Consider the following 15,597-nt stretch of genomic DNA (forward strand, 5'->3'; position numbering starts at 1 on the left):
GATTTTTTAAAGTACTTCAGGAAACACTTGCGACTTGTAAATATTTCCCAGGACGCTCAATATCGGGAATATACCAGGCTGGATTTCCTTGAGGATCTCGTCCTAATTTGGCATCAGGTTGTGGAGGACGATTACGTAAACTGTTATTGGTTTCGCGGTTTGTTACTTCTATGGGTGGTGCAGACAAAAAGCCAGCAGACTGCATTTCGGCAATACTTTCTTTAAAGGCTGCCATTACGAAAGCTAGATCGGCTTCGGAATGGGCTGTCGTCAAGAAGCAAGGACGGTGATCCCAAGTATGCACTCCCTTATCCCGCAGCAAGTAAAACAGTAAATCTCCGTAGGGAAACTCTGGTAAAGACTTCACCATGAAGAGGGAGCCGAAATTATAAGCTGTAAACGGAGCCTGAACTTGCTGGAAATAGCCCATAAGTTCCGCTACAAACTTATCGGTTCTGGCATTGAGATTTTGCTGCAAGCTGGGGCCATTCTGTTTTAAATGCTGAAGTACTGCTTTAGCGGCTGCTAGTGCTAAAGGATGGCGGACGAAAGTGCCGGCGAAGTAAGTCACGCCTACTTCTGGAACGGAGTCATCGCCAAACTGCCAAAACCCACCATCTAAAGCATCCATATATTGTGATTTACCAGCAATGACTCCAATTGGTAGCCCACCGCCCACAATCTTACCGTAGGTTGCTATGTCCGCCTTGATACCGAAATGCGCTTGAGCGCCACCTGGATGAATTCTAAATCCGGTAACGATTTCATCAAAAATCAGGGCAATACCAGCTTCTTCCGTGAAATCACGCAATTGCTGGAGGAATTCTTTAGGCTGGTATTCAGGGCGACGGCTTTGCACAGATTCCACCATCACTGCTGCTAACTCATCAGCCCGACTTCTGAGGATTTCTAGAGACTCAGGTGAATCGTAGTCCACTACCAAAATGTTCTCTACCATTTCGGGTGGGATACCAGGAGCAGCAGGAATTGACCGGAGTTTCTTTGTACCCCGAACAATTACTTCATCCAAGATACCGTGATAAGCTCCAGAAAAGATGGCAATCAAGTTACGCCCTGTGATGGTGCGTGCCATCCGCATCGCTCCCAACACCGCTTCCGAACCTGTGTTGCAAAAGGCTGCTCGGTCAAAGTTGGTCAACTCACACATCAGCTTTGCCACTTCTCCAACTAAGGGAGTTTGCGGCCCAATTTCCATGCCGAGTTTGAGTTGTGCTTCAATTGCCTCAGTAATGAAAGGTGGCGACCAACCAAACAAATTCAAGCCAAAGCCATTGCTTAAATCGACGTATTCATTACCATCAACATCCCAAAGTTTAGAACCTGAAGAACGAGACGCTACGATGGGGTAAACCATCTCTTTCATCGTCGGGTTAAATCCGGAAACAGTTCTTGGGTCTGCCAAATAAGGGCGATGAGTTTGAGTATATTCTTTGGATTTTTGAGTCCGTTTTGTATATCTTTGGATAATTTTGTCTAGATGAGTGCGTTGTTGCACTGTCAAAGTTTTAGTCTGGGTCTTTTCAATTCGAGCAGCCGCACCAAATGCCTTTTTCGCACCATTTGACTCTGTTTCTACTGATGCTGATTCTTTGCTGGTTTGGGTTGAGGGGACAGATACAGCATTTTGTGGCTTGACACCATTATTTTGAGATGTTGCCGCAGGTACAACTGGAATTGTTACAGATTGACTGCTATTACCCAATAGTGCCAATTGCTGGCTCATAATTTGTAGCTGCTGATTAATCACACTTTCTAGGACGTTACTAGATGCAGCAGGTTGTAGGGAAATCTTAGGTGCAGATCCATTCGATCCATTTGTATGAACTTCATGAACTACCAAAGTGCTTGTAGGTGTAGGTTCTGACAAGGGTACTTCTGGAACGATATCTGCAACGGTTTCTGTTAATCCTAATGCGGATAAAGTTTCGGGAGACAAGGCTGAATTGATAAAGTCAGCCAGTGTTCCTAAATTGGGGTAAATTTCTAGTAACTGCCTAAGTGTGACTTTGACTTGAAATTTTTTCTTTAACGCTAGCCCGACTTGTGTCAGAGATAAGGAATCTAATCCCATTTCTAAAAATGTTATCGAGTCGTCAACACTAGCAATTTCCAATCCTGAAGTTTCTTCGATAATTTGTTTGAGCAGAGGAATAAGTTTTTGCTGAGGAGATGTTGTCATAATTTGGGTCTTTTCTAATAATTGAGGATTTAAAAGTTTGGGAGTTGCTGCACGATTGGGATGAGGTGGAGGATCGATCCAAAAGCGTTGGCGTTCAAAAGGATAAGTAGGTAGAGGAATTCGTTGTCGCGTTTCCCTTTGATAGAAGTTGCTCCAGTCAATAGATACTCCTGCTAACCACAGTTGTCCTACTGCCTTGAGTAATGCCGTCCATTCGGCTTCGTTCTCGGCGTTATCACCTAAAGAAGGAATCGCAATCTGTTGTTTAATATCTTTTGCTTGTTGGCGGGCTAAAGTCGTAGTTGTGATTCGCGGCCCCACCTCTAACAGTAGGCGTTCTGGCTGCTGCCATAGAGTTTGTACGCCCTCTGCAAATCGCACAGTCTGACGTAGATGTGTAGCCCAATACATCGGATCGGTTGCTTGCTGGGTTGTAATCCAGTCGGCGGTAACTGTGGATACAAAAGGAATTTGGGGTGGCGATAATTTAACTTTCCTAACTACCTCAGCAAAAGGGGCTATGATGCTATCCATCATTGGGGAGTGGAAAGCGTGGGAAGTGTGTAAATGGCGACAGATAACTTCTTCGCTTTCTAATTGTTTTTGAAGAGATGCGATCGCCTCTGTGGGGCCAGAAACTACACATAGGGAAGGGCCATTAATTGCAGCGATCGCTAGTTCTGCACTCAATCGCGGCTCTACCTCTTTGGCTGGTAAGCGCACTGAGAGCATAGCCCCTGTCGGTAACTCCCACATTAAGCGACCGCGAGTTGCAACCAACATCAGCGCATCTTCTAAGGTGAATACACCTGCGATACAGGCGGCGACAAATTCGCCAATACTGTGACCAATCATGGCTTGGGGCTTGACTCCCCAACTTTGCCATAGTTGCGCTAAAGCGTATTCAATGACGAATAGTGCTGGTTGGGTAAAGCAGGTTTGTTGCAATAAGATAGCCGCAGTTTCGCGTAGGCGTAGCTCGCCGTAAGCATCGCTCGGTGCTGGATAGATGATTTCTCGTAAATCCTTGCCCAGCAAAGGCTTAAGCATTTCAGCACATTCATCTACTGCTTCCTGGAATACAGGTTCGCGGTTGTAGAGATTCAGTCCCATGTTCACATATTGCGATCCTTGTCCGGGGAACATGAAGACAACGGCTGGATTGCGGATTTCTATGTGACGGGTATTTACTTGATTTGGATCTAAAGATTGCAGGGCTGCGATCGCATCTGTAAGATCGTGACAAACTACACTGCGTCGGTAGTTAAAAGATTTGCGTCCTCGCTGTAGGGTATAAGCTACATCAGCTAAGTTAATTTCGGCATTGTATTGTAAATGCTGCTGTAAATTCGCGGTTGCAGCCTCTAAAGCTTGACTAGTTTTTGCCGAGAGCAACAATAGCTGCTGTGGGCGAGAAGATCCAGAACTTTGGATTTGTGGTGCTTCTTCTAGCACAAGATGAGCATTAGTCCCACCAACACCAAAAGAACTCACACCTGCTCGTCGCGGAGTTTCACCTTCTGACCACTCAGCTAGTTTGGTATTTACATAGAAGGGGCTGTTGGCAAGGTCAATCTTGGGATTGGGAGCCTCAAAATTTAAACTAGGTGGAATCTTTTTATAATGCAGAGCGAGAGCGGTTTTAATTAACCCTGCTACTCCAGCCGCCGCAACTAAATGTCCGACATTGCTTTTAAGAGAGCCGATCGCACAAAATTGTTTAGCATCTGTATGTACCCGAAATGCTTGCGTCAGCGCTTCAATTTCAATCGGATCGCCTAAAGGTGTAGCTGTGCCGTGAGCTTCAATATAAGAAATGGTTTCTGGGTGAAAATTAGCGTAAGCTTGCGCCATTGCAATCGCCTCTGCTTGTCCGTCTACGCTGGGAGCGGTAAAGCTCACCTTATCAGCGCCGTCATTATTGATACCAGAACCTCGAATTACAGCATAGATGCGATCGCCATCATGGAGTGCATCTTCTAAACGCTTGAGGACAACTACTCCTGCGCCATTATTGAACATTGTGCCCTGAGCGCTGGCATCAAAAGGACGGCAATGCCCATCTCCAGAGAGCATACTGCCTTCTTGTGCCACATAACCGCTGTTTTGGGGTGTAGTCATAGATACACCACCAGACAAAGCCAAATCGCACTGATAACTGGTTAAGGCTTGACAAGCCTGAATGACTGCTACCAAAGAAGTGGAACAGGCTGTATTGACGCTGACAGCTGGGCCTTTGAGGTTGAGTTTGTAAGCCGCACGGGTGGTTAAAAAGTCTTTTTCATTAGCTAACATCGTTTGGAATTCACCGATGCGATCGACAATTTCCATACGACCAGCAATATGGTTAGCAAAATAAGTATTTTGACCACAACCAGCGTATAAACCTATCAAACCCTCAAAAGACTCTGATTCATAACCAGCATTTTCTAGGGCTTCATAAACCAACTCTAGAAATACTCTAGCTTGTGGGTCCATAACCACAGCTTCAAGTGGATTAATGCCAAAGAAAGCGGCATCAAAGGTTTCGCCCCCAGGAATTATTCCTCTAGCTTTTACATAGCTAGGATCTTTGCAAAGGTTCGGATCGATACTAGGATCTAATTCTTCATCTTCAAAGAAAGTCGTTGATTCTAATCCCTCGCACAGATTGCGCCAAAATTCATCGACATTTCCAGCGCCAGGAAATCTTCCTACCATGCCAATAATGGCAACACCATCACTAGGATCTTGGTTATCGGATGCTTGCATATTTACCATTGCTTAAACACCTTGTTGATGATTACGGCGACGAGCACGAGCTGCTTGTTGGCGTTGGGCACGATTTTGCAGCTTGTCAGAAGACGGTTGGCTGTTCTGGTTTGAATCCAAATAGTTTGCTAAAGAGCCAATTGTTGAATACTGAAATAGCTTTACAGCAGGTAGCTCAATACCAAGTTCCTGTTTTATTCGCGCAGCAACTTGGAGAATTGAGATTGAAGTTGCTCCCAAATCAAAGAAATTATCATCAATCCCAACGCGATCGATTTTGAGCAGTTCGGATAAAATACCTGCAAGCAGACGTTCTAAATCGCTTTGCGGAGCAATGTACGCTTGTTCAAGTTGCGGACGTTCTCTACTTGATGCTGGCAATTTATGTCTATCTACTTTGCCATTTGCAGTCAAAGGGAGTGATTCTAACATCACAAATGCCGATGGCACCATATAATTAGGTAGTCGCTGTTGTAAGAAACCACGTAATTTATTGTGCGTATATCCACTGTTATAGTGAGGAACAATATAAGCCGTTAACTGTTTTTCACTTGCTTCATCTTGACGAGCTAAAACAACAATTTCCCGAACATCAGGATGTTGTGCAATTTCTCGCTCAATTTCCCCTAGTTCAATTCGGAAACCGCGAATTTTTACCTGATTGTCAATCCGACCTAAGAACTCGATATTGCCATCTGGAAGATAACGAGCTAAATCTCCAGTTTTGTAAAGACGCGTTGCTAAATTGTTATCAAATGAGTGAGAAATGAATTTTTCGGCAGTTAGGTCTGGGCGGTTTAAATAGCCTCTAGCTAATCCATCACCACCAATGTACAATTCACCAGCTTCTCCAATTGATACTAGTTGGAGGTTTTTATCTAATATATAAACTTGGGTGTTAGCAATTGGACGACCAATAGGAATCGAAACATCTGGTTGTAGTGGGGCTGTTATCGGATGGCAGCAGGTAAAAGTTGTATTCTCAGTTGGGCCATAACCATTAATTAGTTGACAGTTCTCTACTGTTTGGAGAAACTTCTGCACATGGGGAACAGATAAGACATCACCACCTGCTAAAAGTTGACGTAAGGATTTTAAAGCATCAATTTTTTCATCTACTATCAGGTGAAATAAACCGGCAGTCAGCCAAAGAGTAGTAACTTGGTATTGCTGAATAATCTGCCCTAATTCTTCTAAAGATGGTGTATTAGGAGGGTAAATTACTAGTCGCCCACCATTAAGTAAACAACCCCAAATTTCAAAAGTGGAAGCATCGAAGGAAATAGGAGCAAGTTGCAGAATTACTTCTTCAGGTGTGAGTTGAGCATAATTAGTTTCTTTGACTAACCTAACTACACCACGATGGATAACGCTAACACCTTTGGGTGTACCTGTAGAACCTGATGTATACATAACATAAGCCAAGTTATCAGCAGTGACACTAGTGCTTAAGTTATCTTTGCTATTTTGGGCGATTGTGTTCCAATCTGCATCTAGGCAAATTACAAATGCTGTGTGAGTAGGTAATTTGGTAACTAGTTCTTTTTGAGTTAATAGTACAGATACCTGAGTATCTGACAGCATGAAAGCTAAACGTTCTTGTGGGTACCCTGGATCTAATGGTACATAAGCTCCACCTGCTTTAAGGATAGCTAAGAGTGCTACAACCATTTCTAAGGAGCGCTCTATGCAAATTCCTACAAGAATTTCTGTTCCTACTCCTAGCGATCGTAGATGTTTTGCTAATTGATTAGCACGATTATTCAAATCTCTATAAGTGAAATGCTGATTATTAAAAGTTAGTGCTACAGCATCAGGGTTTTTTTCGACTTGTGCTTCAAACAACTGATGAATAGACGCTTGTTGAGGATAATCAGTTTGAGTATGATTCCACTCTATTAGTAGGTTATTTTCAGATTCTTTCAAAATAGGTAATGTTAAATTATCTCGTTCTAAGTTGTTTTCTGATGATGAAGCTTGACCATTAGTCATCAGTAATTCATTTTTATTTTGAGCCAATGAATTAGTTATTAGTTTCATTTATAACTTAAAGCAAAAATATTTATATCAATGATTAACAAGGAATTGGGTGTATTTAAATTTAAAATGAGATGTTTATTTTTCGTCTTTACATAAACAGATAAAATAAATAGTGTAAAAGCGTTTTTATATGTTTAAGTATTAGTGTTTTCACGTAGATTTTATGGTTAGATTGTTAGCTTTAAATTTATATCAAAAGACTAATTTGACAAAAAATTATGCCGCAATCCTACAATATTTGTGTGAAAGGGCACTGACTCTAAGATTTAGTTCTCTCATTCTGACCTATTTCCTCCAAATCGCAGTTATTTCCAGTACATCTTCATTGAAAATTAAAACTTTAGGGATGTTTGCAATGGGAATATTAACTGTACGCAGGCTTATTTTGAGATAACAAGAAGAATTAATACCTTGAGGAACAAAGAATACTGCGATTTTAGCAACTGATAAGTAATGTAAACTCTTCGAGGTGGTTGGACTCCAGCGAAACGAAAATAGGGTGAGCATTACAATACCCACCCCACAATAACCAACTATTTGCTGTAGTCTACGTAATTGAAAACCGCTGTTTCAACTGATAGTTATTTCTGCTGTGCTGCACTAGGCCAACACACTAAGCCACAACACTAGCAGAGAAAACGAAATCATTTGCTGTCAGGTTAGTTGAAGTAATTTGTAGTAATGAAACCAACTCTGTATTTCCGGTTTTTACGATAGTGTCAGCACCCTGTTGCAATAGGGTTAGGGCACTAAACTGAGTGACGCCAATCCCGCCCAGCCCAATTTTATCAATACCGATCGCAAAATCAGTCACGATGTTCTTACTAGATGGCAGACTGGCGTTAGCAATCCAGAACTGGTCAGCACCAGCACCACCACTCAAGCTATTACCACCACTTTGTCCAGCAAATAACACATCATCACTATCGCCACCAAACAGCGAATCATTTACACCGGAGAGGAGTTTATCATCTCCAGAACCACCATACAGACGGTTATTGCTACCTTCGCTCTTGAGGGTGTCATTGCCTGAGCCACCAAAGGATAATTGACGAGTACCTTCAACTACCGTCAAAGTATCAGCACCTGCGCCTCCAAACAAATTATTACTACCACTAGCTTCGGCAACGGTAACTTCATCATTACCATTGCCACCATCAGCACTAGTATTGTTAGCAGGGCTATTTGCGCCAATCAAGACTCGATCGTTACCATCCCCAGTGGACACAGAGGAGTTACTACCAACTACCACCGTGTCATCACCCTTTCCAGTCAGAATTTTGTTACCTTTATTACCTGCTACAAAGTCTGCTCCGTCACCTGTTAATAAGGTTTGATTTGGCTTAAGGGTGACATCATCACTACTGCTAGAACCGAATTGAAGGTCTAGTGTTGTTAGTCCAACAGTGCGACCATCAAACCCTGCGGCTGTAAAGTAATGAGTATTGCCTACACTCTGAGAATCCAGAATTGTTGCTTGATTATTAGTCGTTTCTTCTGAAGTCAAGACTTCTTTTGTGGAGAGAACTGTATCCGGGCCTCCCACCAGTGCTTCTGTAATGGCACGACCTTTCAAATCGCCATTACTGGGAATGTTTAACCCCAGAATACGAGCAAGTGTAGGCGTTACATCAGCATTACTGACGGGCGCATAGTCCACATAACCTTGTTTAAAGTCAGGGCCAATAGCCTCCATATTATTGAAAGTATCACCTCGACCAAAGCTGCCATGCATCCCCTGCCCTTGCTGCAAAGTTGTATCAGCAATTTCTACCTGAGCTTGAGGGTTGTTTGGGTTATTTGGGTCGCTGCTAAAGCTTTTGAAGTTGATAACTATAGATGGAACCGGTGTTTTAGCATCACCTTTTAGCCCGATCGCACTCAGTGGTAAAGCACCTGGAATAGTTCCATAAGCATCGTCTACAAAAATACCACTGATGTAGTCCTTTTGCGAGAGCAAATTCACTACCTGTTTGGCTAAATCAGCATTGCCATTGGGCAGATAAATCAAGTCTGAACCACCGTTAGCAGCTACAACTATCTTTGTACCTGGGTCAAGTTGGCCATTAATTACCTCACCTGTTCCACCAATTACACCATTCCCAGAAATAGGACGTTGACCTTTTGTGGCATCAACAGTTGCATACTGGATCTTGTTGAGGTCTGGGGGGAGAGTTGTAGGGTTAGGATCGTATAAGGGTAGACCTAGATCGTGAGCCAAATCAATTGCAACAAAGCCTGCTGGTAAAAATCCTGGGTTTACGCCCTCGTATGTTTGGGTGGCAGCATAACTTGTAGTTTTTGTCCCTTGGCTATCAATAGCTTGTTTGCTGATGGTAGAAAAACCGTGGTCGGAAGTAATAAAGACATCAGTAGTCTTGTCCAAACCTGTACTTTTGAGATAGTCAAGAAGTTGCTTTAAATTATCATCAGCATTTTTGACCCCAGCTTTTGAAGTTGCACCATTGATACCTGGTGTCAAGGTGTTTAAGCTATCACCTTGATTGTGTTGACTACCATCGGGATCTCTTGACCAGTAGACCAATGCAAATGGTTTACCATCTTCCTGAAACTTGGGTAAAATTACCTTGGTAGTGGCATCTGCAAAGTATTGTTGTTGAGCCACATTGGCATTCAGGGTGCCAGGAGTTGTATTATTACCAGCTGGTTGGACTCGCGTTGTCGGTTTTACATCTAGACCAGCGGCTTCTAAACGAGCAACAATATCTGGATCGAGTGGAACAGCAGAAGGTGAACCAGCAGTTGTGCTAGGTGGTGTTGCACCATTAGTACTGTCATCAATAATTATTGTATCGAGAGTAGGAATAGTACCTGTAGTACCACCTTCTCGGTTAACTTGGGTAACATCTTGGATCGCAACAGGCCCTAATTTACCAACTGCTGCTGTGTTGAAACCCTGCGATCGCGCATAAGCTAAGAGTGACTCTTCATCTAAAAAGTTGTTACCGGGAAATTTTTCATCGATATCTCCCAGAACTGCATCATTTTCGATAAATGGGGTGACACTACCATTGGCATTAGGACTAAGAAAACCAGTGTAAATAGTGTTGCTAAAGTCACCTGTATCACCAAGGTAATGCCCCGTGGCGATCGCAGAAGCATTTGGGGTGGTGAACGTGGGAAACAGCGAATGACTATTGGCGAAAGTAACTCCCTGCTGACGGATACTATATAAAGTCGGGGTATCAATTGGGTTTACAGAACCGTTACGCAATCCATCTGCAACAAAAATAATGACATTTCTACCGTTCCCATTTGTATCAGTCATGCCGACTACTCCTTAAGTATTGTGAGCTACTATTAATTAATCGCAACAATTGTGTCTCTATAGATTGAGTGATGAATTACACTCAACTCAAGCAAAAATTCTTGGCTACAAAAACCTAAGTAGTATTTGGCTACAAAATGCTAGGTGTCTACACAAATTAGTGCAGACAATTAAATGAACTTAACTTTGGTTACTTACTGTTTCAAAAGATAGTTGTTCAATGTTTAAGGAAAGTTATAAACAAGTTAAGGTTTTGCACAAAAAGATCCCCGACTTCTTCAAGAAGTCGGGGATCTGAACAAATTTTGAATGTTGAATCTAAACTGTAATTATCTTTCGGCTAAACCACACTAGCAGAAAAAACGAAATCATTTGCTGTAAGGCTAGTTGCTGCAATTCCCAGCAATGAAACCAACTCTGTATTTCCGGTTTTCACGATAGTGTCACTACCCTGTTGCAACAGTGCTAAAGCACTAAATTGTGCGATACCAACACCGCCAAGCCCGATTTTATCAATGGCGATCGCAAAATCAGTCACAATATTTTTGCTAGTTGGCAGACTGGCATTAGCAATCCAGAACTGATCGACACCAGTACCACCACTGAGGCGATTACCGCCCTGTTGACCAGCAAATAACACATCATCGCCAGCGCCACCAGACAGGGAATCATTGGAATTGGAGAAGAGTTTGTCATCTCCAGAACCACCGTTGAGACGGTTATTGCTACCGCTACTGCTAAGGGTATCGTTACCTGAGCCACCAAATAATGATTGACGAGAACCTTCAACTACAGAGAGAGTATCATCACCTGTCGCCCCAAGTAAATTATTACTTCCACTAGCTTCCACTACGGTAATAACATCATTACCATTGCCACCATCAGCAGTAATATTTTGAACCGGGCCGTTTTGACCAATAAATATCCGATCGTTACCCTCTCCTGTGGACACTGAAGAGTCACTGCCGACTAACACCGTGTCTTCACCGTTTCCAGTCTGAATTGTGTTACCTTTAGTACCCTCTACAAAGTCTGCTCCGTCACCTGTGAATAAGGTTTGATTTGGCTGAACGGTAATATCATCGCTGGTAGTGGAGCCAAAATTAATTTCTTCAGCTTGAGGTTGACCTAAGCCAGGAGCAAGATTAAGGGGCTTCTCCAGTTTCAGTTGTAGAATCTCATTGTTGTCTATAACTGGATTTTGAGGATCGTTTCCAGGACGACCTGTAGAGAAGGGATAATTGTTGTCATTAGCTACCAAAATGGTATTTTTGTCAACAACTAGAACATTTTCAATGGTTTGGAATGGGAAGTCGAAGGTGGTCTTACCATCCCCATTCAGGTCGTTGGGGTCTTGGATATTTAACAAGTCTGCAACTTCTTCTTTCGCTACATAGCCATTAGAATCTGTTTTAGACAAGTCTATTTTGTAGATCCTCTTAAATTTAGCCGCAGCCCCTTGATTGTTATCCCGTTCGATGACTAGGTATTCATTATCATTGATAACTGCTAAATCTCCAATGGAATTTGACGGATTATCCAATCTGTAGTACAGCTTTTTATCAGTGTACTTGTGGCTAGCAAGGTCAAATTCGTTAATCCGCAAAGCACCAGGGGTATCGCCCTGAACTGTACCTTCTAAGAGGAAGTAAAGCTTGGTTTTGCTGGCGTTAATTGCTCCACCTTCAAAACCCTTAGAACCAGCCAAGTTAGCAAAGGCATCACCTGAAAGCACATCAGGGTTTTGTGGCGATCGCACTACATTGTACTGAGGATCGTCTCTGAGGCGATCGCGTACTTCATCCGCGATATCTGGGAAATCACTAAATAGCGCGTCTACACCTAATTGATAGAACTGCTGAATTTCTAGTGCTAGCTGGCCCTTGTAATCTGCCGCTAAGTATTGATCTTCCGCCCGGAAGGTGTAAGGATGAACCTGCAACCCGGCGTTGTGAGCATCTTGAATTAAGGTAGAAAGAGGTAATGTTGTCTTATCAGCATCATTGATTGCTCCATCCCCATTCACATCATCGGCTTTGCCATCACCATTAGCATCAATACCTTTGACGCTAACAATCATCCGCTTCCAAGGGCCAATGCCATCAGCGTAGGTGGCAACTTCAGCCAAGCCTTCTGGAGTTCGCAAGTCGCCATAAGTGCGAGTGTCACCACTTACCTTCAGGTCATAAGGCTGACTTTCGATGATTTTGCCGTTGATATCAATGTCACTTGCATCTAGCAATTGAACTAGTGGAATATCCACTCCAGCCGCAGGCATGATGGTATCATGTAGTTCTTTGAGGTTGCCCACTTCAAAGGACTGGATGAAGATGCGACTGGGGTCAGTGAAGTTATTTGCTTTGAGCGCATCAATTAGTAACTGACTGATGTTTCTGTTAACTTTTTCTGTAGTGCCTACATAAGTGGCTTCATTGGCCAAATAAGTTGGATGCTTAGTTTCTGGGTAGATGCCAATCTTTTTACCTGTTGTCGCTTCTACATCCTTAACTAAATTGATGATTTCCGTGAAGGTAGGAATTTCAAATTGATCGTCAAAGGAATGATCGCGGAAAGGTAGACGTTCTTCTGCGCGTAAAGTCTTGATTTCAGCTAAGGTGAAGTCTTCAGCAAACCAACCTGTAAGTGTGTTTCCATCTAAACTTACCGTTTTCTTGCGATCGGCAAACTCTGGATGTTTGTAAACATCTGTGGTTGTATTGTTAAAATTGACAGTACCATCAGCGTTTAAAACTGCTAAAGCTGGCTCATGGCGAGCAATTAACACACCATCTTTTGTAACTACTAAGTCAGGCTCAATAAAGTCAGCGCCTCGCTCAATTGCTTGCTTATAAGACTCTAAGGTATGTTCTGGACGATAGCCGCTTGCACCTCTGTGACCAATAACTTTAGGTGCTTCTCCATTTAAAGTTTTGAATTGATCGGGTGTAGCGATGGGAGCTTCTAATAACTTACCAGTGGCATCAAAATGTAATAGGTAAGGGCCAAACTCGTCTCCCACCCAGATTGTCCCGTCTTTATCAAAGACGAATGACTCTACATCAAAGTCTGCACCAGTCAGTAATCTTCCAGTAGTTCCCTCATTAACTATTTCAAAAGGAACTTTATTGTTAGGGTCAGACAATTGAATGTAGTCTAAAACTTTAACCCTGCCATCTCCATTTTCTGTTCCCTTAAAATTTGGGTCTAGACGATTGATTCGCAGTAGGAAATCTGCACTATTGTCTTTGCTACCGTAACCATTGTCTGACAGGAAGTAGAAAGAGTTGGTGTTAGCAAATTGAACACCGCTAAAGCCTTGAATTGGCTGTCCTGGGAAAGGCCCGGTTCTGCCATTGGCTGAAATGTCTGCACCAGAAGTTGGCCCATCACTAAAGGTATCAGCAGGCAAAGAGGCAAAGCCTACTAACTCAACTTTTGGCACTATTGAAGCAAACATCGTCTGATAGATGTGGGTTTGATCGTTTAAACCCGCAATTCCTGGAATCTCAGAACCGTAGGCGTTATAACCTTTACCTACCAAGCTATTTAACACTTCAGAACCAGCACCTTGGTAGTAAACAGGTACAGGACGGTTGGTGTGAGTTCCCCAACCATACTTGACATTGGGATCTGACCCCCAGTAATGTCCAACTTCTGCTGGAGTATCCAAATTAGTTAATGCTTCAGCACCTTGATTTTTTACTAAAGTCGGAAAATTACCGTCGAGAGTCAGGTAGTGATCGTGGTCAGCAGTGACGATTAGTAAGTTTTCATCCCAACCACCATTGTTATCGATCCAGTTAATCGTAGATCCAACTGCTTTATCGAAGTCCAAGGTGGTGCCGATCAAGTTGTCTATATTGTTATCATGGGCAGACCAATCGATATCGCCACCTTCAACCATTAACCAGAAACCATCAGGATCTTTACCTAATACATCTAATGCAGCACTTGTCAAGTCTTTGAGAGTTGGGTTTTCGTTAACCTCTTTGGCGATGAAAGATGCATCCGTCTCTCCGGGAAGCAGTGGACGTGTGGTGTCCACTTTGGTGTTATCACCTTGGTTAGTGAAAACGCTGAACATATCTAAACCAGTGGTGCTGTAGTCGCCGTTGGCAGAGCTTACAGGTAAGTTACCATTTTGACCGCGCGCACCGTATAAACCGAAGAGGCGATCGCCTTTTTCTGGATCGATTGTCGCCGCAGTTTCAGCTAGTTTCTGGGCAGCATTTTCACCCCGCTCTAAAAAGGTGTAATCGTAAATGTTATTAGTTGGTTTAGTGCTAAGTTCTGTGTAGGTTGATTGACGAATGAATTCATTGCTTGTATTCGGCTCAACCCCGTTTGGTAGTAAATCTCCAGGAGCAGAGAGTGGGTGTCCACCACCAAGTAATACTGTTGGTTGATAGACACGGAGTTGCTGTTGCAGGATGTTGTCTAATGCTGGATAGTCAGCATCATACTTGCTGCGACGGTTAACGTTGGCAGCAGCAGCAGCAGGTGTGGCGTGGTCAATGGGAACTGAAGTTACCAAACCAGTAGATTTACCAACTTCGTTTGCAGTTTTGAGAATTGTTTCTAGAGGATTCTCGAAAATATCAACGCCAACAGCGTTGTTGTAGCTTTTAACGCCAGTGTACAGAGTTGTAGCGGTGTTTGCAGAGTCAGGATAGCTGTACTTAATATATTCAGGATCGTTACCGGGAGTCCAAGGATTAACACCACCTTTGGTAGGGTCATAACCTACTAAGTTTCCAACAGCACCATCACTGACTTTTGCACCACCTGTTGGGGTATTACCTGGGTTAAAAGTTGGATCGAAGGTGAAACCAGGGCGAACCTGGCTCTCTCCTGTGATCGGATTAGTCCCGTCAAGGGCTGAATTAGCAGTACTAAAAACTCCATCACTATCAGCGATCGTTGTCCCATAGGTGGTTGCCAAACCGTAGCCTTGGAGTGTTTGAAAGTTGAGTCCTTGCCCCTTACCTTGTGTATAAAAATCACTCAGATTAGCGCCTGTCTTACCATTTTGAATCTCTTTGTAGATGGACGCAGCACGAGCCATTTGCCAGCCCATACCATCCCCAATCATAATGATGACGTTCTTAGCCATGAAAGAGAATCTCCCTGTGCTTAATTGTTGAGATGGTCTTGGCTCTAGTGAAATCAAAAAAGTAATATGGTGAAGAAAAACTAATAGTTTTAGGCTTCAAAGATGTAATTAACTTGTCAGCTTTTTGAGTCTGAACTATTAAATGTCAACCACTACTACAATTGTCATTTCCCTAGAAGCTTTTAGTATCTTAATTAACAATGT

Annotated in this window: 4 protein-coding genes; all 4 read right to left on the reverse strand. The window is 43.0% G+C overall.

Annotation, left to right across the window (positions count from 1 at the left end):
• Window positions 1-16: 16 nt before the first annotated feature.
• Window positions 17-4,960 carry an aminotransferase class III-fold pyridoxal phosphate-dependent enzyme gene (locus RMZ95_RS00635; protein WP_409882119.1) on the reverse strand — a complete coding sequence of 1,648 codons (4,944 nt, stop codon included), beginning with the start codon at window positions 4,958-4,960 and terminating at the stop codon, window positions 17-19.
• 3 nt (window positions 4,961-4,963) lie between these two features.
• Window positions 4,964-6,991, reverse strand: a complete 2,028-nt coding sequence (locus tag RMZ95_RS00640) for a non-ribosomal peptide synthetase (RefSeq protein ID WP_322683106.1) — start codon at window positions 6,989-6,991, stop codon at window positions 4,964-4,966.
• A gap of 613 nt (window positions 6,992-7,604) precedes the next feature.
• Window positions 7,605-10,280 carry an alkaline phosphatase family protein gene (locus RMZ95_RS00645; RefSeq protein ID WP_322683105.1) on the reverse strand — a complete coding sequence of 892 codons (2,676 nt, stop codon included), beginning with the start codon at window positions 10,278-10,280 and terminating at the stop codon, window positions 7,605-7,607.
• 340 nt (window positions 10,281-10,620) lie between these two features.
• Window positions 10,621-15,393, reverse strand: coding sequence for an esterase-like activity of phytase family protein (locus tag RMZ95_RS00650; protein WP_322683104.1), 4,773 nt, complete (start codon window positions 15,391-15,393; stop codon window positions 10,621-10,623).
• Window positions 15,394-15,597 lie beyond the last annotated feature (204 nt).

Origin of the sequence: Nostoc sp. DedQUE07 (assembly GCF_034530975.2) — a bacterium.
Classification (GTDB): Bacteria; Cyanobacteriota; Cyanobacteriia; order Cyanobacteriales; family Nostocaceae; genus Nostoc.